We start from the raw sequence: 20503 nt of genomic DNA on the forward strand, positions 1-20503 counted from the left end.
CCGCCCGGCGGCACTCTCCGCGTCCCGGCATCCGGAATTCGCGCGATCGGCCCGCCGAGGCATTGCCGCTCGGCGCCCGCGTCTCTACCTCAAGCCCTGACGACGACCGTGGACGAACATGAAGGATCCCGACCCATGCGCAGCAATCAAGGCCCCAACCGCATCCTCGACGAGTTCGCGCGCGTGATGACCGACGCTGCCGGCGCAGCGCAGGGGGCGCGCCGCGAAGCCGAAACCTTCTTCCGCTCCCAGGGCGAGCGTCTGATGAGCCAGATGGACGTGGTCCAGCGCGAGGAATTCGAAGCCGTTCGAGAGATGGCCGTGCGGGCGCGCACCGAGAACGAGGCGCTGAAGGCGCGTATCGCGAAGCTCGAGGAGAAGCTCGGCGGAGATGTCTCGTAGGCCCCGGACGGGTCGAGACGAAGTTATCCACAAGCTTTTCACAAGGCGGGCACACCCGCCGATCCTCGCGCAAGCCCTGCGGTGATTCGGGTTGAGCCCCTCCGGCAAGCCGTTCGACCATCGCGGCTTCCAGAGAAATGTGAAAAAACGATTACGGCCCTTAAGCGCCGGACTCCTCGTCTGTATGCTGATTTTCGAAGGTGATTCGCCGTAGGCGGCGGCGGTCACCGGGGCTTCGTCCGCAAGGGGCGAGGCCGGATGCGGCACACGAGGACACAACACATGAATCTGGCACATGAAGGCGGGAGTCTGCGGCAGGCTCACCCGGTGGACACCATCGAATGGGTCGCGGCGGCCCATGACTGGACGTTCGAGCGGTCCTGCGAGGACGAGCTCGCGATGAACGTCAAGGGCATCTGGACGGACTACGCGGTCTCCTTTTCCTGGATCGCCAGCCTCGAAGCCCTGCATCTGGGCTGTGCGTTCGACCTCAAGGTCCCGCCCCATCGCCGCGACGAGATCGGCCGGCTAATCGCGCTCATCAACGAAAAGCTGGTGGTCGGCCATTTCGGGTTCTGGGATGCCGAAGGTGCGGTGATCCATCGCAATTCGCTTCTCCTGGCCGGCGGCGTCGAGGCGACGGGCGCGCAGGCCGAGGCCATGCTTTCGTCCGCGATCGACCAGTGCGAACGCTTCTATCAGGCCTTCCAGTTCGTCGTCTGGGCGGACAAGTCCGCCAAGGACGCGCTGAAGGTCGCCATGTTCGACACCGTCGGGCAGGCCTGATCCGATGGAATTCGACGGCAAGCGGGTTCTCGTTCTGGGCGGCGGCAATATGGGCTGCGCCCTGATGGGCGGCTGGCTCGATGCCGGTCTTAAGCCCGGGTCGCTCGCCGTCGTCGATCCCCATCGAGGGGATGCGCTCTCGGCGCTGATCGAAGGCCATGGCATTCGCCACGAGACCCATCTGCCGGCGGACACCTCGCCGGATGTGGTTCTCGTCGCGGTCAAGCCGCAGATGATGGCCGAGGTGCTGCCATCGCTCGCGCCGGTTCTTGGCGAGGAGACGCTGGTCGTCTCGATCGCGGCCGGAACGACGGCCGCGTTCCTTGCCCGGCATCTCGGCGAAAAGCCGATCGTGCGGGCGATGCCGAATACGCCCTCCCTGATCGGGCGCGGAATCACGGGTGCGTTTGCGACGGACCGTGTCTCCGCTGGACAGAAGGCCGTCGCCGACGCGCTTCTTTCGGCGTCGGGTCCCGTCGAATGGGTCGAGAGCGAGGACCTGATCGATGCCGTCACGGGCGTTTCGGGCAGCGGGCCTGCCTACGTCTTCCATCTCGCCGAATGCCTGGCGAAGGCTGGTGAGGCGGCGGGACTTCCGGCCGATCTCGCCATGCGGCTCGCGCGCCATACGGTGGCCGGGGCCGGCGAACTCATGATCCGCTCGGATGAGACGCCCGCAAAGCTGCGCCAGAACGTGACGTCGCCCAAGGGCACGACGGAAGCCGGTCTCAAGGTTCTCATGGACGAGCGCGACGGCCTGCCGCCTCTCGTTACGAAGACGGTGCTGGCGGCCCGCGACCGGGCCGTGGCGCTGTCCAAGGACTGATCTGCGGACGGCGGTGAAGCAAGGCGGGGTATTGCGCGAATGGCTGAGCAAGAGATGAGCGAAACGATCGGTTTCGACGACTTCCTGAAGGTCGATATCCGTGTCGGCACTATCGTCGAGGCGGAGGCCTTTCCCGAGGCACGTAAGCCCGCCATCAAGCTGAAGATCGACTTCGGCGCGCCTCTGGGCATCAAGAAGTCGTCCGCGCAGATCACAAGGCATTACGCGCCCGCCGATCTCACCGGCCAGCAGGTTCTGGCGGTGGTGAATTTCCCGCCACGCCAGATCGGGCCGTTCATGTCGGAGGTCCTGACGCTCGGCATTCCGGACGCGGACGGGGAGGTGGTGCTGATCCGCCCCGATCTCAGCGTGCCGAAGGGCGGCCGCCTCTACTGAGGCTCGACGACGGATGCGGGTTTCCGCTCGCTCCCGTCATGTGCGTCCGGCGTCTCCTCGCTCGATCCATCTCCGGTCTCGTCCAGCTCCGTCCGGGTGGCGCCGAGTGCGCGCAGGAGCGCACCGAGGCCTGCGCGCAGCGGCACGAGGTCCTCTTCCGGAACATGATCGGCGGCTCTCACGACAGCCAGAAGCGGATCGCGCCGCAGGATCTGCCGGCCGCGATCGGTCAGTTCGAGCTGCTCGGCCCGGCCCCTCACCATCTTGCCCGTCTTCTCGATGAGCCCCTTGCCGATCAGCGTGCGGACCGTGCGGGCGACCGCGCCGGGGGCAAGGCCCTGGAACCGGGCGAGATCGACCGCGGACCGCAGATGCGGCGGGGCGTTCTCGATATATCTCAAGGCGGTCCACTGGGCGGGGAAGAGGCGCGCGGCAAAGCCTTGGGCGTGCATGCGCCGCGTCAGCTGTTCGAGAAGCCCGGCGACCGCGACCGCGTCCCGTTTCGGATCTTTCTTCGGCATCGACGCCCCTTGTCCGGCGCTTGGAGAGGATCGGGAGATCGGCTCTCATCATCCGTCCTTGCCTAAGGCCCTTGTTCGAGAGGCCTATCGGCCTTCCCGATACCAGGTCGCCGACAATGCCAGAAGCAGGATCGCGAGGCCCAGGAAGCCGCCGAAGAGCGGCGTGCGGTCGACGCCCCTCAGGATCGTCTCATCAGTGGTTCGAAGGCCGATCCAGTCGCGTCCATCCGCACCGCCCCTTGCCGAGACCGGCACGATGCGCGGCACCTCGACGGCTCCGTCGTCGGCGATGCGGCGCACGGACCCGCGCGTCTCCTCAGCGATGGGGTCCAGCTTGTCGAGGGTGGAGACGGCTTCGCGATATTCGCGCGGATTGACCGGTCCGACATTCGCCAGCGCCCTCAGATCGTCGTTCGCGACCTGGAAGAGCCCTAGCTCGTCGGTTTCGAGGCGGCCCTCCCAGCGTCCGGGCTCGGTCTCCGTGAGATCGATGCTCGAGGCCTCGCCGGAGGGCGTGATGATCGTCGCGGGCCCGGGGGCATCGCCGATCGTCTGGCGGGTGACGACGAGGTCGGAGCCGCGCGCTTCGGCGAGCAGCGCCTCCTCTTCCAGTTCCGGTTCCTGCATGAGCCAGTGGGCGAGCCGACGGAACAGCGGAACATGCGGACCGCCGCCTTGGAAGCCCCGCGACCAGAGCCATTCCTGATCGGACAGAAGAAGCGCGATCCGTCCCTCGCCGACCCGGTCGAGAACGAGAAGCGGCTTGCCGTCCGGCCCGTTCATCACGGTCTCGCCTTCGGTGCCGCCGACATCGATATAGCGGAACCAGGGTGACCAGTTCGGTGGGCTGGACGCCGAACCCGGCAGGTCCCGGGTGACGGGATGCTTGCGGCCGAGATCGGACAGCGTCGGATAGAACGGCGCCTCCTCGGTCTCCCCGCTCGGAAGCGCCGGCAGAACCGATTGGAGCGGCGTATAGGCGATGGATTCGGGGCCGGCATATTCGGGGCCGGAGGCGACCAGCATCGCGCCGCCGTTCTTCACGTATTGGGCGATATAGTCGAAATAGAGCGAGGGCAGCACACCGCGCTCCTGATACCGGTCGAAGATGATGAGATCGAAATCGTCGATCTTTTCCACGAAGAGTTCGCGTGTCGGAAAGGCGATGAGCGACAATTCGTTGATCGGCGTCCCGTCCTGCTTCTCCGGCGGGCGCAGGATCGTGAAGTGCACGAGGTCGATCGCGGCATCGGACTTCAGGAGATTGCGCCATGTCCGCTCGCCGGCATGGGGCTCGCCCGAGACGAGGAGGACGCGCAGATTCTCGCGGATCCCGTCGACGACCGCGATCGAGCGGTTGTTGACGTCGGTGATCTCGTTGTCTGCCAGACGCGCGCGCACTTCGAGGATGTTGCGGCCGGCGCGCGGCAGCTCGAAAGTGAACCGGTTCTCCTCGCCGACGCTCGCGGTCTCGCGCGAGACGAGGTCGCCGTTGAGATAGACATCCACCGGAACCGGCCCGCCTGGGGAGGGGCCGTCCTCGAAGAGGCGGTAGGTCATGGTCTGGGGTTCGTCCACGAGGCCGAAGCGCGGCGCAGATACGATCTCGACACGCCGGTCGAACTCGTCCGCCCGGCCCGTGACGAGGCCGTGGATCGGTGCGTCGAAGCCGAGATCGGCCGCGCTTTGCGGAATGTCGTGGACCTGACCGTCGGTGACCATGATCGCGCCTGCGACGCGCGAGGGCGGCACGTCGTCGAGCGCGCGCGACATGGCGGAGAAGAGCGCGGTGGTCGCATCGCTGTTGGGCGTGTCGCCGGACCGCGCCTCGACCGTGCGCACCTCGAATTCCGGGAAGCGCGCAAGGCTCGTGCGCAGGGCCTCCACGGCTTCGGTCGTCTCGGCCTCGCGGTTCTCGATGGTCTGGCTCTGGCTGCGATCGGCGACGATCGCGACGACGCTTTTCAACGGATCGCGTTCCTCGCGCAGCACCACCGGATTGACGAGCGCGAGGATCAGCGCGGCGAGCGCTGCGATGCGCACGACGGCACCACGGATGCCGGCAAGGAGCAGTCCCGCTCCGATGATGGCGGCCGGGACGGCGATGAGAAGGATCGTCGTCCAGGAGAAGAAGGGGGCGAAGTCGAAGGACCAGTTCATCACTGACCGAGCCTTTCGAGAAGCGCCGGCACATGCACCTGATCGGCTTTGTAGTTCCCGGTCAGCACATACATCACGATGTTGACGCCCGCCCGATACGCATATTCGCGCTGCATGGGGTTGGTGGAGGCCGTCGGATAAAGGAACAGTCCGGCGTCATCCACGGCCCATGCGCTGGCGAAGTCGTTCGACGTGATCATGATCGAGGAGACCCCGTCGCCGCCGCGTGCCGGCCGCAACTCGCCTTCCGAATCGGCGACGAGGCTCTCCACCCAGAGTTCCGAGCCCGAATAGCGACCGACGAAGTCGTCGAGGATGTAGAAGGACTTGGTCAGGACGTGATCGGCCGGAACCGGCTGCAAAGGCGGGATGTCGAGATCGCCGATGATTTCGCGAAGGCGCATCTGGCCCGGCGAGACGCTGTCGCCCGAAAGCCCCGTCATCTCGTTGCCGGCCACGTCGAAGAGCACGGTCCCGCCCTGCTTCATATAGGCGTCGATCCGGCTGATCGCCTCGTCGGACGGCATCGGCGTCGCCGGATCGATCGGCCAGTAGATCAGCGGAAAGAAGGCGAGTTCGTCGGTCTCGATGTCGACGCCCATCGGATCGCCCGGTTCGAGCGCGGTCTTCGATGCGATGAACTGTGACAGGCCCGAGAGCCCGGCGGCGGACAGATCGTCGGTCGGCCCGTCGCCGGTCAGCACATAGGCGAGATGGGTCTTTTCCGTCGCCTCGACGGCGCGCTGCATGTCGGCGAGATCGGGGAGCGCCGGAGTATCGGAGGAACTGCTCGCCTCGCCCGCTTCCGTCTCCTGGGCGAACGCCTTGGAGGACGGGGCGGCGAGAACGAGAGCCGCGCCGAGACCGAGGACCGCCAGATTGGGAAGCGACGAGCGCCCGCGCCGCATTGCAAGGCTCTTCAGCCTCGCCGAGCCGCCGTTCATGAGGAACAGGGCCAGCGCATCGAGGGCGAACAGGAACAGCGCGATGGCCAGAAGCCAGGGGGCGAGATCGACGGCGTCGTCGGATTCGTATTGCATGGCAGTCGTGTTCGGCCCCCATTCGAGATCCGGCAGCGGCGAGAGTGTCGTCTCCGGCCCCATGAGATTGAGCGCCCGGTAGCCCTCTTCCGTGCCGTAGAGCCCCGGCGGATGGGCGGCATCCACCAGAACGGTCCCGCCGGTCTCCAGGGGTTCGACCTCCGGGCCGGGGGCAACGAGACGCCCGTCCGCCGACAGGACGCGGTAAGGAGGCAGGCTCTGCGAAACGCCCTCGCGCTCGGCCGGCCCCCCGCCTTCCGCGCGCGACAGGGAGACGATGCGGCGCAGCATGTCGACGAAGGCGCCGGAAATCGGCAGGTTCGACCATGTGGCCTCGGCGGTCACGTGGAAGAGGACGATGGTACCGGCGCCGACGGATTCGGCGGTCACGAGGGGGGTGCCGTCCGAAAGGCTCGCCCATGTGCGGTCGGCAAGTTCCACCGAGGGTTCGGCCAGCACCTGACGCGAAACGGTCACGTCGTCCGGAATGGCGATTCCGGCAAACGGGCTGTCCGCATCCATCGCCGCGACGGTCTGCGGCTCGACCCAGGACATGGCGCCGCCCAGCTGACGTTCGCCGCTGCGCAGGCGCACGGGCACGAGACTGTCCTCGCCGGTGGTCGCGGCGAGCCGCGGGCCTGCAAAGCGCACGAGATAGCCGCCGTTTTCCACGAAGGTCTGCAGTGCCTCGCGCGCCGTCTCCGGCAAGACGCCGATATCGGCGAGAACCACTACGGACGGGCGCTGTTCGAGAAGATTCGGAATGGCGACGGAGAGGTCGGCACTGCGGGCGCGCACGATGTCGGCATAGGGCTCGAGCGCCCGGCTGATATAGTAGAGCGGCGACAGGAGCGGCTGCGCGAGATCGGCCGTCTCGCCCGAGACGAGGGCGACCCGCCTGCGGCGGAACGCGTCGTCGACCAGCCGCACTTCGGCCGCGTTGGACGGGGTCTCGACCTGGAGCCGGGCGATGTCGTTGCGCAGCTCGACCGGAATTTCGAACCGCGCCTCGGCCTGTGTCTCCCCCGAACCGAAACTGAGAAGCGTGCGCGCGATCTCGCGACCCTGATTGTCCACGGCGAGAAGATCGGCCTGGTAGCCGGTGCTGCGGCCGGAGGGGCGGACCGCGTCGACGACGAGCGCATCCGTCGAGTTGTCGGCGCGGGTGAGGCCGATGACGGCCTCGATCGAGGGCTCGTAGACGAGGGTTTCGCCGGCGCCGAGATTGCGGGCGATCTTGGCCGCGGCCTCGCTCGCCTCGCTGTCGAGCCCATCGGACAGGAAGAGGAGCGAGCCGGGCGTCTCGCCGTCAAGAGCGGTGGCGAGCCGCTCGCTCGCGGCGAGACGATCGACCGGAATGGGGCGCGGGGTCGCGGCGGCGAGCCGTTCGAGAGCGGTCACCGCTTCCACGGGCGTCGCGTCGTTCTCGGGGCCGTCGGCGGTCAGGACGAGGGAGACCGGCCGCCCGGATTCGCCGGCCTGCCCGATGACGGTGCGGGCGGTCGAGACGGTCATGTCCCAGTCCCGCGCGCTCGACCATCCGTTGTCGATCATCACGACGACGGGACCGGAGCCGGACAGGACGCTCTCGCGCGGATTGAGCGTCGGGGCGGCGAGCGCGAAGATGACGCAGGCGGCGAGGATGAGGCGCAGGAGCGTCAGCCACCAGGGCGACTTCGACGGCGTTTCCTCGGCCTTCAGGATCCGCTGCAGGATACGCAGGGGAGGAAAGGTCTCGGTCTGCGGGCGCGGCGGCGTCAGCTTTAGGAGCCACCAGATCACCGGCAGCGCCAGGAGGCCCGCAAGCACCAGTGGCGCTCCGAAGGTGAGGCTGAGGCCCGGGATCACGCGCTTCTCCGCGGCGCCTGCGGCGCGCCCGACAGCTGGCCATGGAGGGCGACGAGTACAGACGAGGCGAGATGATCCGTGCGGTGGGCGATGAAGCTCCAGCCGAGGCGCCGGCATTGGGCCGACAGGGTCTCGCGCCTCGCCGCCATCAGGTTGCGATAGTCGGCCTTCAGGGATTCGGCCCGGCCGGCGGTCAGCTTCGCGCCGGTCTCGGGATCGCGGAACTCGGTTCGCCCGCTATAGGGGAAGACCTCTTCGGCCGGATCGTTCACCATCACGAGGTGACCGCGAACGCCGCGCGAGCCGATCCGGTCGATCCGAGCGAGGGTCTCCTCGATCGGATCGAGGAAATCGGAGACGAGAACCACCTCCGAGAAGCGACGGAAGCGATCGTCGGCCGGAAAGCCGTCATCCGGCCGGCGCATGGACAGGGCGGCGGCGATCCGCTCGGCCGCGTTGCGGGCGGAAATCGGATCGATCACGCCGGGATAGCCGACGCGCTCGCCCGAGCGCGACAGGAGTTCGGCGAGCGACAGAACAAGGACGAGCGCACGCGACTCCTTCGAGACCTGAGCGGTGTTCGACTTGAACCGCATGGAGGGGGACGGATCGGCCCAGAGCCAGATCGTGTGGGCCGCCTCCCACTCCCTGTCGCGCAGATAGAGATGGTCGTCGCGCGCCGAACGCCGCCAGTCGATGCGGGAGACCTGCTCGCCGTCGACGAAGGGCCGGAACTGCCAGAAATTCTCGCCGACGCCCCGACGCTTGCGGCCGTGCCAGCCGGAGATCACGGTCGAGACGACGCGGTTGGCCTCCACCAGGAGGTCGGGCATCAGGGCCGCCCTCTGGCGGGCTCTCGCGAGAGCGTCGCCCGATGGCGTCAGGTCTGTCGTCGTACCGATCGGCATGGGCCTTGATGGTGCCTGTTCTACGAGACGGGGAAGGGCGGACGGTTTGGCAGGCTCAGGCGATGTCGCGCTTCAGGGCCGCGATGACGTCGCGCACGCTCATGCCCTCGGCGCGGGCCGCGAAGTTCAGGGCCATGCGATGCTGCAGGATCGGTTCAGCCAGCGCGATGACGTCGTCGGTGGATGGAGAGAGGCGACCGTCGTAGAGGGCGCGTGCGCGCACGCAGGTCATCAGCGCCTGCGAGGCGCGGGGACCAGGGCCCCAGGCGATATGGCTCTCGGCTTCCTTGTGGCCGCTGCCCGGACGCGCCGAGCGCACGAGGTTCAGGATCGCCTCGACGACGCTGTCGGCAACGGGCAGACGGCGCACGAGCGACTGGATCTCGATGAGCCGCTCCGGTGTCATGACGGCCTCGACCCGGTCGCTCGAAGGCCCGCCGGTGGTCTCCAGAAGAATACGTCGCTCGGCCTCGAGATCCGGATAGAAGACGTCGATCTGCATCAGGAAGCGATCGAGCTGGGCCTCGGGAAGCGGATAGGTGCCTTCCTGTTCGAGCGGATTCTGGGTCGCCAGAACGTGGAAGGGGCGCGGCAGGTCGTGACGCTCGCCGGCCACCGTCACGTGATATTCCTGCATGGACTGGAGGAGGGCCGACTGGGTTCTCGGCGAGGCGCGGTTGATCTCGTCGGCCATGAGAAGCTGCGCGAAGACCGGGCCCTTCACATAGCGGAACGAGCGGCGTCCCGTCTCGTCCTGATCCATCACCTCGGTGCCGACGATGTCGGAGGGCATGAGGTCCGGCGTGAACTGGATGCGCCGGCCATCGAGGCCCAGCGCGCCGCCGAGCGTTTCGACGAGCTTGGTCTTGGCAAGGCCCGGAACGCCGACCAGAAGGCCGTGGCCGCCGGCGAGAATCGCAATCAGGCTCTGCTCGACGACGCTCTCCTGCCCGAAGATCACCGTGCCGACGGATTGCCTGACCCTTGCGATATCGGAGAGGGCCCGTTCGGCCCGTTCGACGATCTCCGTCTCGCTGAGCGTGGCATCGGTTGTCGTATGAGCCGTCATGACGCGTCCTTCGATCGTTCCCCGGTGGTTGCGGTCGCCGGACCTTGCGACCAGATGCCCGAACCGGAGGAGGGCATGCAAGTTAAACATATGAAAGAGGTTGGCCTCATTTGAGGCAAGGCCGTCGCTCCAACGCTTTCGTGACATCGGAGCGTCTCGGAGGGAAAACTTGCGCGGCAATGGGTCCAAAGAAAGATCGCAGCGGACTATATGCCCGCCCATGGACGAGCCAAACGACGCACCATCCGCCGATCTCATCGCCCTTGCCGGCCGGGCGGCCAAGGCAAGCTCCGGCGGCGCGCCTGTCGACACATGGGATCCACCCGATTGCGGCCGGATCGATATCCGCATCGCGGCCGATGGACGCTGGTATCACGAGGGCCGGCTCATCGGGCGCGAGCCGCTGGTGCGGCTCTTCGCCTCGATCCTGAAGACGGAGGCGGGCGGGGCGACCTATCTCGTAACGCCCGTGGAAAAGCTGCGGATCGAGGTCGAGGATGCGCCGTTCATGGCGGTCGAAGTGGTGCGGACGATCTCGCCGCAGGGACCCGTCCTCACCTTTCGCACGAATGTGGGCGATCTCGTCACCGCGGATGCGGAACGGCCGGTCCATCTTCCCGCCGACATCGAGGAGGACTTCGTGCCCTATCTGACGGTGCGCGGACGGCTGCGCGCCAAGGCGAGCCGGGCCGTCGCCCTCGAACTCGCCGGCTGGCTCGAGGAGGATGGGGAAGGCTACTTCCTGACGTCCGGCGGGACCCGTTTCGAGGGACCGCGAAGCGGAGAACGGGAGCGATGAGCATGCCCGCCGTTCAAGCCTCCATGCCGTTCACGGCGGAGGATCTCAGACAGCGCTTCGAGACACGCAAGGACGAGCCGGGCACCGGCGTCGAGTTCGGCGACCATCTCCTCAATCCGGACATCGTCCAGCTGATGGAGGACCGGGATGCGAGGGAGGCGGCCGTTCTCGTTCCCGTCGTCGACCGGGCGGAGGGTGCGAGCGTGATCCTCACCGAACGATCCCGTTCGCTGCGCAAGCATTCCGGGCAGATCGCCTTTCCCGGCGGCTCGGTCGACCCGGAGGACGCCTCGGTCGAGGCGGCGGCGCTTCGAGAGGCACGCGAGGAGATCGATCTCGCCGCACGCCATGTCGAGATCCTCGGACGCCTTCCGCGCTACCTGACGACGACCGGGTTCCGCATCACCCCGGTGGTCGCCATCGTAGCGCCGGGCTTCAAGCTCAAGGCCAATCCCGACGAGGTGGCGGACATCTTCGAGACGCCGCTCTCCTTCCTGATGAACGCGGCCAATCATCGGCGCGCATCCCGGGCCTTCGGCGGCGTCGAGCGCCATTTCTACGAAATGCCCCATGGAGAGCGCTACATCTGGGGCGTGACCGCCGGCATCCTGCGGACGCTTTACGAGAGATACTACGCATGACCGAGACCCGCATCGACGCCGAATGGCTGCGCGATCCGATCCTTCAGTCCGTTCTGGCGATCTTGAACAGCGATGGCGAGGAGGCCCGCATTGTCGGCGGGACCGTGCGAAACGCGCTGCTCGGCTCACCCGTCAGCGATATCGACATCGCGACCACCTGCCGTCCCGAGGAGACGATCCGCCGCGTCGAGGCGGCCGGGTTCAAGGCGGTTCCGACCGGTTTCGAGCACGGCACGATCACGGTCGTCGCCGAGGGAGAGGTTTTCGAAGTCACGACTCTTCGCCGCGACATCGCGACGGACGGGCGGCACGCGACGGTGAGTTTCGGGCGCGACTGGCAGGCCGACGCCGCGCGGCGCGATTTCACGATCAACGCGCTCTATGCCGGACCGGACGGCCGGGTCTTCGATCCCGTCGGCGGCCTCGACGATATCTCGACCCGCACCCTGCGCTTCATCGGTGACGCCGCAACGCGCATCGAGGAGGATTATCTGCGCATCCTGCGCTTCTTCCGCTTCTTCGCCTGGTACGGCACCGGCCGGCCCGATGCGGAGGGCATCCGAGCCTCGGCCAAGCTGAAGGCAGGCCTCGTCAATCTTTCGGGAGAGCGGGTCTGGTCCGAACTGAAGAAGCTTCTCGGTGCAGCCGATCCCAGCCGCGCGCTTCTCTGGATGCGACAGGCGGGCGTCCTGACCACCGTTCTGCCGGAGGGCGAGCGCTGGGGCATCGACAACCTGCATCCGCTGATCGAAGCCGAGGCGGCTTTCGGCTGGACCCCCGATCCGATGCTTCGCCTTCTCTCGATCCTTCCGCCCGATGCCGAGCGTCTGAACGGGATCGCGAAGCGGCTGAAGCTCTCCAACGAGGAGCGCGACCGGCTTCTCGCCTATGCCCATGCCGAGGCGCCGATGCCGGACGAAGGCGACGGAGCCTTTCGCGCGCGCCTCTATTTCGGCGACCGGACGGCGATCGTCGACCGCCTGAAACTCGCTCTGGCCCTTGCGCGCCAGAAGGAGGATCTCAACCGGACGGCAGCCTTGCGCAACCAGCTTGCGATCGCCGAAGCCTTCGCGCCGCCGCCGTTTCCGGTGACTGGCAGGGATCTGATCGAGAAAGGCTACGAGCCGGGGCCAGAACTCGGCCGGGCGATCGAACGGCTGAAGCGCGCCTGGGCGGAAGGTGGGTTCGTGGCGAGCCGCGAGAAACTGCTGGAGCGTGCCGAAAGGCTTGCCACTGAGGGAGCCGCGCCCACGAATTGAGACGCGAGCCCGGGCGCCGTCGGTCTCGCCGGTCCTCCACCCTCGGGTCAGTCCGGTGGGGTAGGGTGCGGCCCAAACCGACCAACTGGGCACAGGCTTATCGAATGAGCATCAACGGCGTTTTCCGCACGAGCGTCTCGGGCATGAATGCACAGGCCAACAAGCTTTCGGCTGTCTCCGACAATATCGCGAACTCGTCGACCACCGGCTACAAGCGGGCCGATGTGGAGTTCTCGACCCTCGTTCTCGATAGCGGCGGGGGCGGGGCTTACCAGTCCGGTTCGGTGCTTTCCCAGACCCGCCGGGACATCACCCAGCAGGGATCGATGACGTCCTCGACCTCCGCCACGGATCTCGCCATCGAGGGCGACGGCTTCTTCATCGTCCAGTCCGAGGGCGGCCAGGATGCCTATACCCGCGCCGGCGCCTTCGTTCAGAAGACCATCGTCGACGACAACGGCGCGGAGGTGACCTACCTCGTAAACGCGGCCGGCCAGCGCCTTTCGACCAAGAACGAGGCGAACCAGACCGTTCCGATCACGCTGCCGGTCAACCAGAACATCGCCCCGGTCGCGACGGAGAACATGGACATGAAGTTCCAGCTTCCGAGTTCGGCCGTGGTGGGCGACAAGCAGACCACCTCCGTCGTCGTCTACGACCAGCTCGGCACGCCGCAGACGATCCGGGTGACCGCAGAGAAGACGGCAGGAGCTGCCGCAGGCACGCCGCCGACGAGCGGCACGTGGAACTTCAACTTCACGAACGAGGCAGGCGCCAGCATCGCGACCGCCGGACCCATCGCCTTCGGCCTCAACGGAAATCCGACGGCGGCGGCCGGCGCGGTCAATCTGGCGCTCGCCGACGGCTCGCCCGTGGTCGGTACCTTCTCCGGCCTGACCCAGTTCAACGCCCCGTTCTCCAGCGAGATGTCGGCCAACGGCAATCCGGCCGGCTTCTACGAAAGCTTCTCGGTCACCTCCGGGGGCGTCGTCACGGGCCGGCTGGGAACCGGCCAGACCAAGGAAATCGCGACGCTCAGCCTCGCCCGCTTCAAGAGCGCCGATCAGCTCGAAGTGCAGACCGGCAACCTCTTCTTCGAAACCCGCGATTCCGGCGCCGCCCAGTTCGGCAAGGCCGGTGATGCCGGCTTCGGAACGACCCGCTCGGGCGCGCTCGAAGAGTCGAACGTGGACATCGCCGAGGAACTCACCGCGATGATCGTCTCGCAGAAGAACTACACGGCCAATTCGAAGGTCTTCCAGACCGGTTCGGAAATGCTCGATCTCCTGGTGAACCTGAAGCGCTGATCGCGCCCTCGATCCGACAGTTCCCGAAGACGGCCGGCGCTCATCCTGCGCCGGCCGTCTTCGTTTGAACCCTTCGTCCCGTTTCGCTCGATCCAGTCGCCAGGCAATGGGATGCTGCGTTCAGTGCCCGCGCCGCGCAAGCTCGGGCGACACCATCCGGCGATGGATGTCGCGCAGGTTTACGGCGGCGCCGTCCGCACCCTTTGCGTAAAGAGCATGGTCGAGTTCGGCGAGCGCGCGCCCTGTGCGCTCTGCGCGCTCTGCGTGATCAGGGCCGGCAGGATCCGCCAGAAGCCGTGCGGCATGTCTGCGATAGGCCCGCGCATCGCCGCGCCACAGCGCGAGCCGCAGCCCGATATCGTCGCGCGACGGAAGCCGCGCGGAAAGGCGCGAGCGGATGCTTCGCATGGAAAGAAGCCGCCGGCCGGGCAGGATGGCGACGACCGGAACGATGAGGCCGAGAATCAGCGGAACCGCGAGCCCGGTGAAGTCCGGTTTCGCGCTCTCCCTGCGGCGGGTCTCGGCGACCAGTGCGAAGGCGACGTCCTGGGAATCGATCGTGAGGTCCCGCATCGTCCTGTCGACGGTGTCGAACCAGGGAATATGGAAGGCGCGGATGCGTCCGGGTTCTGAGTCCGAGGGCCTCAGGCGCCAGCGCCATGTGACCTTGCCGATGGGCCCGTCCGGCGTGATCTCCGTCGAGCGCTCCTCGGGCGCGATGAACGAAATCAGCCAGGGCGCGGACATGTAGGGAGGATTGGGCAGCGCCTCTCCCGGTTGGCCCGCGGCGGTGATGGTGATCGTCCGCGTCGCGGTCGCCCCGTTCGCCATCTTCGAAGGGTCCATGTCCCATTCGTCCGTCAGGACCGCGCTGGAGGCGGGAAACCACCAGTCGCCATTGGTCCTGGGCTTCGGCTCGATGACGATGTCGACGGTGTTGGAGACGACGTCGTGGAGAAAGCGCGTCGATTTTCCTTCCGTGAGCGTGAGATGGTGCGTGAAGGGGCCGATATGCTGGAGCCCCGCCTTCTCGCCGTAGATCGCGAGCCTTCGCGTCACCGTCGTGAACTCGCGCCCGTCGACCCGTGCCTTGGACCAGACGTCGCGCCCGAGCTGTAGCCAGGTGAAATTGGGAAGTTCGATGCCTTGGAATTTCTCCAGCGCGACTGTCACGTCGTAATAGCCGGTGATCGTCACGAGGATCATCTCGCCGACATAAGGCGTCGGGCTCCCGGCCTCGATTTCGACGACGAGGCGGGTCGCCCCATCCTCGACCTGCGGAGCGGCGTTCGCCGGAGCCGCACCTTGATGGAACAGGAACCCCGCAAGGAGGACGAGCGCTGCGAGCGCGCGTGCGAGAGGAGCCGTCACCATGCGCTGTTCTCCGGTGGATAGGCAAGGCCGAGATCCTGCCGGCGTTCGTGTTCGGCCTGGATGCGGCGCTTCAGGTAGAGCGCCGGTTCGTCGGCGAGGGTCGCAAGCCAGCCTTCGGTCGCGGCGGTCAGACGCTGGACGCGCGGGTCGAGAATGCTGCGCGTCTCGGCGAGCGTCAGGCCCTCCAGGATATCGCGCTTGGTCGCCTGCGCCTGGGATTCTTCCGCCTCCATCCGCGCGACTACGCCGTCGATGTCGTTCGATTCCGACACGACATCCGGCACCCGCTCCGCGATGAGGTCGCGGTTGAACCGGGCATCGTCGTCGTTCGGATCGACGAAGAGCACGGCGTCGAAATAGGCGACGCTCAGGGCATAGTCGCCGAGGGCCGCGAGGGACATTGCGCGATTATAGGTGGCCTGCGACCCGGCCTTCGCGAAGGCGACATCCGCCCCGGCATAGTCGCCGGTCTCGAAACGGGCGATGCCGTCGAGCTGGTCGTCGTGGACGAGGCCTTCGGCAAGCGCGGGAAACCCGGAGACGAAGAGGAGCTTGCCGAAGGCTTCGCGTCCCGCACTGATGGCGGCGGCGATGGAGAGGGCAAGGCAGGCGACGATCACGAGCCGGTTCATCTCAGGTCGTCCGTCTGAAGAGGAGAAGGGCGAAGGGCAAAGCGAGGACGAGACCGTAGCGGCCGTAATCGCGATAGAAGAGCGCCGCGGCTTCGCCCGTCGTAAGGTTCTGCGCGGCCCGGCGGCCGATCGCGCGTGCGGTGGGCGCCGGGTCGGCCGCCGATCCGAACGCTCCGCCTCCGATCTCCGTCAGCCGTTCCAGCGCCGCCGGGTCGGCTGGCGGCATGTCGCCGTTGCGGCCCGAGGGTTCGATCAGCAGGGCATCCACATGGATGTCGTTGGAGGCGAGCCGGGAGGCGATGTCCCCGGCCTCCGGCGTCAGATGGTCGCCATCGGTGACGAGCACCACGTCGCCCGAGAGGATGCCGGCCTCCGAGAACACCTTCTCGGCGAGCGCGAGGGCGCGGTCCGCCCGCGAGCCGGGATTGGGTATGATATCGCCGCCGAGCACGGCGAGAAGCGGGGAAAGGGCGCCGGCATCCGTCGTGAAGGCGCTCGCCATATAGGCGTCCCCGGAAAAGAGGATCATCGCGACGGGACGTCCGCCCGAATTCTGCAGAACGCTCTGGACCGCGATCTGCGCATCATCGAGCCCCCCGCCCTCGACGATCGAGCGCGAGAGATCGATCGCGACGACGACGCCGTCGAGATTGCGGAAGGTCTGCGGATCGGATGTGCGGGTCGCCGGGCTCGACAAGGCGAGGGCGGTGACCGCCGCGATGCCGACCGGCGGCAGGATGCGCCGCGCCTTGCCGGGAACCACGCGGCCGAACCGCCGAAGCGCCGAGAGGAGTTCGGGGTCGATCGCCCGTTCCCATGCGCCGAGACCGCGCGCGCGCCTCAGGGCGAGGACGGTGAGAAGAACGAGCGCGGGAATGGCGAGGAGCCACAAGGGCCGCAGGAGAAGGACGGGTCCGAGTTCCATGGATCAGATCGACCTTCGGCTGGCGATGAGGAAGATGGCGAGCGCGAAGGCGAGAATGGCCGGATAGGGCCAGTAGTCCTGCCTGACGGTCGCGGCCGGCTTGTCGAAACCGCTCGCCTCCAATCGCTCGATCTCGCGCGTGACGGCGACGAGATCGGCCGTGTTCCGAACACGGAAGGTCTGGCCGCCGCTGGTCTCGGCGATGTCGCGCAAGGTGGCGGTGTCGACGGCGTCCCGGGTCTTGGGCGCGGTCTCCATGTCCTCCGGTCCGAGTGCGATCGTATGGACCGTCACGCCGAGCCGCTTGGCGAGCCGGGCCGCATCGCGCGGCAGGACATCGCCGCTGGTATCGGAGCCGTCCGAGAGAAGGACGACGACCTTCGATTGGGCGTCCGAGGCTTCCAGCCGTTTCAGCGCCAGCCCGAGCCCGCCGGCGATCGCGGTGGATCTGCCGGAAATGCCGATGGTCGCCTCGTCGATGATGCGGGAGACGGCGGCGACGTCGAAGGTGAGGGGGCTTGCCGCATAGGCGAACTCGGCGAAGAGGACGAGACCCACCCGGTCGCCCGCCCGGCTCATGACGAACTGTTTTCCGACGGCCTTGACCGCATCGAGCCGGCTCACCGTCCGTCCGTCGAGATCGAAATCCTCCCGCTCCATGCTGCCGGAAAGATCGATGGCGAGGATGAGGTCGCGGCCGGTCGCGGGCAGGGCCTGCACGGGTTCGAGCCGCTGCGGACCGGCCAGCGCGATGAGGAGGGACAGCCAGAGGACGATGGGGATCGCGCGGCTCACCCGCAGCCGCACGGCTTCCCCGGTGTTCGCCGGAAAGGTCTGCGCGATGCTCGCGGGAACGAGGAGGGCGCCCGTCACCGCGCGCCGGCCCGGCAGGAGCCGGATGGCGAGAAACGGCAGGGGAAGCAAAAGAAAGACGAGGGGACTTGCAAAACTCCACATGCGCTCAGACCCGCGCTGCCGTCGCAAGACCCAGGATCTCCCGGTCGACCCGTTCGAGATCGATGTCCGGCGCCGGGGCGTAGAGCGAGTGCGACAGCTCGCTCTTCAATGCGAGGACGCCGGATCGTGTCGCTGCCGCCACCGGCTTCCGGCGCCCGGCCTTCAGCTTTTCCTCCAGAGCGGCGAGGGCGCGGCTCTGGGCGAGAAGGCGCTCGGCGGGCGCGAGCGTCCTCGCCTCGGCCAGATCGTGCGCGATGGCTCTTCGCAGCGAAGGCTTGCGCTCGCTCGCAAGAGACACGCCATAGGCCAGCAGAAGCCCGATGAGGATCGCGACCGAGAAGACCGCGAGCGCGCCCTGAAGGTCGAACGCCTCGAAGCCCTCGGGAAGGCGGATCGGGCGGAGATCAGCGACGAGGTCCGGGTCCATCCACCGTCTCCAATGCCGTCGCGATCTCGGCCCACTCGGCATTCGTCTCCACCACGCGCAGGTCGATGCCGGACGAGCGAAGGGCCTCGATCCGCCGATCCATCCGGTCCTTTCTGTCGCTCGCCACGAACCCCCAGCGCATGGACGCCGTCTGGTCCTCGCCGATCACGAGAAACGGATAGGCGCCCTTCGGAGAGTGCGTCTCGAACGGATCGCGAATCAGGAGGAGCACGATCTCGAAACGGCGCCGGGCGGCGACGAGGAGCCGGTCGAAACCGGGACCCGTATCGTCGAGCGAGGAGGCGAGCACGATCGTCGTGCCGCTGCTCGAACGGGCGATCGCCTGTTCGAGAAGATGTTCGAGGCTCGCCGCGCCCGTTCGCCCGGTCTCGAGCGCGCCGATGCTGCCCCGGTGAACTTCTTCGAGCGTCGCCGTCACCGCCGCCATCGCTCGCTCGCGCGAGCGGGGCGGAAGATAGATCTGGTCGTCGACGCCCTGGGCGAGAAGCGCCACCCGGCCGCCGCCTTCGACGACGCGCCAGCCTGCCAATGCGAGGGCACCTGCGGCCGCGACGGAGCGCAGGCGCCGGCGTGTGCCCCACACCATGGAGCTGCGGAAATCCGCGATGAGGAGCGCCGTGCGCTCGCGTTCGTCGCGAAAGGTGCGCACATGGGTCTTGGCGGTCCGGGCCGTCGCGGCGGCGTCGATGTGACGGGCATCGTCCCCGTCGACGAAGGGCCTGACGTCGACGATCTCCAGCCCGTTGCCCCGCTTCTTGCCAATGAAGCCGCCATGGCGACCGGTCGGCTGAAGGCGGTGCTCGGGAACATGCCGCACGATATGGCGCAACGCGAACAGCGTCTCGGCGCTGACGGACGTCGCTTCGTCCCGTCCTGCCGCTCCAGGCAGAGCCATCAGTGAGGCTCGATCCGCGACAGGAGCTTTTCGACGATGCTTCGTCCGGTCGCCCCGTCCGCGGCCGCGCGCCAGGTGGGGATGATGCGATGGGCGAGGATCTGCGGCGCGAGTTCGCCGACATCCTCAGGAATCGCGAAGTCGCGTCCGCGCAGATAGGCGCGGGCCCGCGCGGCTGCCGCGAGTGCCAGGGTGCCGCGCGGCGAGACGGCATGCTCGATCTCGTCCGTGATGCCGGATCCCGACGCGGGATCGCGCGTCGCCATCACCAGGCGGACGATATAGTCCTTGAGGGCGGGCGCGAGATGGATCGCGGCGACCTCGGAGCGGGCCTTCAGGATCTCGTCCGCCGAGATCGGCTCACCCGCTGCACTGCTCGGCGCCGCCGTTTCCCGTTCCACGAGATCGAGGATCGCAAGTTCGGCGGCCGCATCGGGAAGGCCGACCATCACATGCATCAGGAAGCGATCGAGCTGGGCCTCGGGGAGGGGAAAGGTGCCTTCGTGCTCGATGGAGTTCTGGGTCGCGACGACCATGAAGGGCTGGGGCAGGCGATAGGTGACGCCGCCGGCCGTCACCTGCGATTCGGCCATCGCCTCGAGCAGTGCGGACTGGACCTTGGGCGGTGCGCGGTTGATCTCGTCGACGAGGACGAGGGAATGGAAGATCGGGCCCTCGACGAACTCGAACCGGCCGGCCTCGGGCCGGAAAACCTGGGTTCCGGTCAGATCGGCGGGCATCAGGTCGGGCGTGCACTGGATGCGCGAGAATGAGCTCTCCAGGCCGTTCGACAGGAGCTTCACCGCGCGTGTCTTGGCAAGGCCCGGCGGGCCCTCGAGCAGAAGATGGCCGCCGCACAGAAGCGCGATCATCAGTCGTTCGACGAGATCGGACCGTCCGACGAGGCCGGCCTCGACGGATGCCTGCAAGGCGGAAAGCCGGTGGACGGCGCTCGAGGCCGGACGGCCGGACGCATCGGTTTCGGCGGTCGTCCGGGTTTCGGCGAGCGTCGACATGGCAGATCCCCTCCCGAGGGTCGTCGCGCTCCCGGAACGTGCCCCTATCCGTCACGCGACGATGGTCAGTCTATCGTTGGATTTCACCGGAAGTAAAATGAACTTTTTCCCGAAGCCCCGCTTCGGAGCTGTGCGGCGACGCGCGGCACTTCCCGAATCACGCGGATGCGACGCCGTCCGATCGGGCGCGGCAGACCAATTGTCGGCGCCTCGATATCGACCGCGAACGCATCATGCCGCCACGATGGCCGTGAGGGCATGCGCGCTGAAAGCCCTTCCGGTAACGGCCAGGGC

At 67.3% G+C, this 20503-nt stretch carries 20 protein-coding genes; 8 read left to right on the top strand and 12 right to left on the bottom strand.

All coding sequences use genetic code 11. The features are described from left to right. Nucleotides 1-135: 135 nt before the first annotated feature. The 4 genes from DYI37_RS06450 (at nt 136) to DYI37_RS06465 (ending at nt 2410) form a co-directional block, all read left to right on the top strand. Entirely contained in the window at nt 136-402 is a 267-nt protein-coding gene (locus DYI37_RS06450) for an accessory factor UbiK family protein (RefSeq protein WP_116682346.1), read from the top strand. A gap of 282 nt (nt 403-684) precedes the next feature. Then, nucleotides 685-1188 (top strand): type III secretion system chaperone family protein, encoded by a 504-nt coding sequence (locus DYI37_RS06455; protein ID WP_116682347.1) that lies wholly within the window; start codon nt 685-687, stop codon nt 1186-1188. A 4-nt stretch (nt 1189-1192) separates the two neighbouring features. Then, a complete protein-coding gene (gene proC, locus DYI37_RS06460) occupies nt 1193-2014 on the top strand; it encodes a pyrroline-5-carboxylate reductase (RefSeq protein ID WP_116682348.1) in 822 nt (273 codons plus the stop codon). A gap of 54 nt (nt 2015-2068) precedes the next feature. Continuing rightward, nucleotides 2069-2410: a tRNA-binding protein gene (locus DYI37_RS06465; RefSeq protein WP_199520089.1), complete on the top strand. Its 342-nt coding sequence runs from the start codon at nt 2069-2071 to the stop codon at nt 2408-2410. Here DYI37_RS06465 and DYI37_RS06470 read toward each other — a convergent pair. The 5 genes from DYI37_RS06470 to DYI37_RS06490 form a co-directional block, all read right to left on the bottom strand. Next, nucleotides 2404-2931 carry a MarR family winged helix-turn-helix transcriptional regulator gene (locus DYI37_RS06470; RefSeq protein ID WP_116682350.1) on the bottom strand — a complete coding sequence of 176 codons (528 nt, stop codon included), beginning with the start codon at nt 2929-2931 and terminating at the stop codon, nt 2404-2406. The two genes, DYI37_RS06465 and DYI37_RS06470, sit on opposite strands and share 7 nt — an antisense overlap. A gap of 84 nt (nt 2932-3015) precedes the next feature. Further along, nucleotides 3016-5091 (bottom strand): hypothetical protein, encoded by a 2076-nt coding sequence (locus tag DYI37_RS06475; protein WP_116682351.1) that lies wholly within the window; start codon nt 5089-5091, stop codon nt 3016-3018. Next, nucleotides 5091-7976 carry a DUF4159 domain-containing protein gene (locus tag DYI37_RS06480; protein WP_199520099.1) on the bottom strand — a complete coding sequence of 962 codons (2886 nt, stop codon included), beginning with the start codon at nt 7974-7976 and terminating at the stop codon, nt 5091-5093. Before DYI37_RS06480 ends, DYI37_RS06475 begins: the two co-directional genes overlap by 1 nt. Then, on the bottom strand, nt 7976-8887 hold the full coding sequence (locus DYI37_RS06485) for a DUF58 domain-containing protein (RefSeq protein ID WP_116682353.1): 912 nt from the start codon (nt 8885-8887) through the stop codon (nt 7976-7978). The genes DYI37_RS06480 and DYI37_RS06485 overlap by 1 nt, the downstream gene beginning before the upstream one ends. Nucleotides 8888-8942: 55 nt before the next feature. After that, entirely contained in the window at nt 8943-9956 is a 1014-nt protein-coding gene (locus DYI37_RS06490) for an AAA family ATPase (RefSeq protein ID WP_116682447.1), read from the bottom strand. 220 nt (nt 9957-10176) lie between these two features. Between DYI37_RS06490 and DYI37_RS06495 the strand changes: the two genes are divergently transcribed. The 4 genes from DYI37_RS06495 (at nt 10177) to DYI37_RS06510 (ending at nt 13962) form a co-directional block, all read left to right on the top strand. Beyond that, entirely contained in the window at nt 10177-10755 is a 579-nt protein-coding gene (locus DYI37_RS06495) for a DUF1285 domain-containing protein (RefSeq protein ID WP_116682354.1), read from the top strand. 2 nt (nt 10756-10757) lie between these two features. Then, nucleotides 10758-11396, top strand: coding sequence for a CoA pyrophosphatase (locus DYI37_RS06500; RefSeq protein ID WP_425365027.1), 639 nt, complete (start codon nt 10758-10760; stop codon nt 11394-11396). Continuing rightward, the gene (locus DYI37_RS06505; RefSeq protein WP_116682356.1) at nt 11393-12655 is read left to right on the top strand and encodes a CCA tRNA nucleotidyltransferase; all 1263 of its coding nucleotides are present in this window, start codon (nt 11393-11395) and stop codon (nt 12653-12655) included. Before DYI37_RS06500 ends, DYI37_RS06505 begins: the two co-directional genes overlap by 4 nt. A 104-nt stretch (nt 12656-12759) precedes the next feature. Beyond that, nucleotides 12760-13962: a flagellar hook protein FlgE gene (locus tag DYI37_RS06510; protein WP_116682357.1), complete on the top strand. Its 1203-nt coding sequence runs from the start codon at nt 12760-12762 to the stop codon at nt 13960-13962. A 120-nt stretch (nt 13963-14082) separates the two neighbouring features. Here DYI37_RS06510 and DYI37_RS06515 read toward each other — a convergent pair whose 3' ends face one another. From DYI37_RS06515 to DYI37_RS06545, 7 genes are read right to left on the bottom strand one after another with little or no spacing between them, the layout of a single operon-like run. Continuing rightward, nucleotides 14083-15336, bottom strand: a complete 1254-nt coding sequence (locus DYI37_RS06515) for a BatD family protein (protein WP_116682358.1) — start codon at nt 15334-15336, stop codon at nt 14083-14085. After that, nucleotides 15330-15968, bottom strand: a complete 639-nt coding sequence (locus DYI37_RS06520) for a hypothetical protein (RefSeq protein ID WP_116682359.1) — start codon at nt 15966-15968, stop codon at nt 15330-15332. The genes DYI37_RS06515 and DYI37_RS06520 overlap by 7 nt, the downstream gene beginning before the upstream one ends. A gap of 1 nt (nt 15969) precedes the next feature. Continuing rightward, the gene (locus DYI37_RS06525; RefSeq protein WP_116682360.1) at nt 15970-16893 is read right to left on the bottom strand and encodes a vWA domain-containing protein; all 924 of its coding nucleotides are present in this window, start codon (nt 16891-16893) and stop codon (nt 15970-15972) included. Between the two features lie 3 nt (nt 16894-16896). Further along, on the bottom strand, nt 16897-17850 hold the full coding sequence (locus DYI37_RS06530; protein ID WP_116682361.1) for a VWA domain-containing protein: 954 nt from the start codon (nt 17848-17850) through the stop codon (nt 16897-16899). A gap of 4 nt (nt 17851-17854) precedes the next feature. Continuing rightward, the gene (locus tag DYI37_RS06535; RefSeq protein ID WP_116682362.1) at nt 17855-18277 is read right to left on the bottom strand and encodes a hypothetical protein; all 423 of its coding nucleotides are present in this window, start codon (nt 18275-18277) and stop codon (nt 17855-17857) included. Further along, on the bottom strand, nt 18255-19193 hold the full coding sequence (locus tag DYI37_RS06540; protein ID WP_116682363.1) for a DUF58 domain-containing protein: 939 nt from the start codon (nt 19191-19193) through the stop codon (nt 18255-18257). The genes DYI37_RS06535 and DYI37_RS06540 overlap by 23 nt, the downstream gene beginning before the upstream one ends. After that, nucleotides 19193-20209, bottom strand: a complete 1017-nt coding sequence (locus DYI37_RS06545; protein WP_116682364.1) for an AAA family ATPase — start codon at nt 20207-20209, stop codon at nt 19193-19195. The genes DYI37_RS06540 and DYI37_RS06545 overlap by 1 nt, the downstream gene beginning before the upstream one ends. Nucleotides 20210-20503: the final 294 nt, after the last annotated feature.

The sequence above is a fragment of the Fulvimarina endophytica genome, assembly GCF_003403015.1.
GTDB lineage: Bacteria > Pseudomonadota > Alphaproteobacteria > Rhizobiales > Rhizobiaceae > Fulvimarina > Fulvimarina endophytica.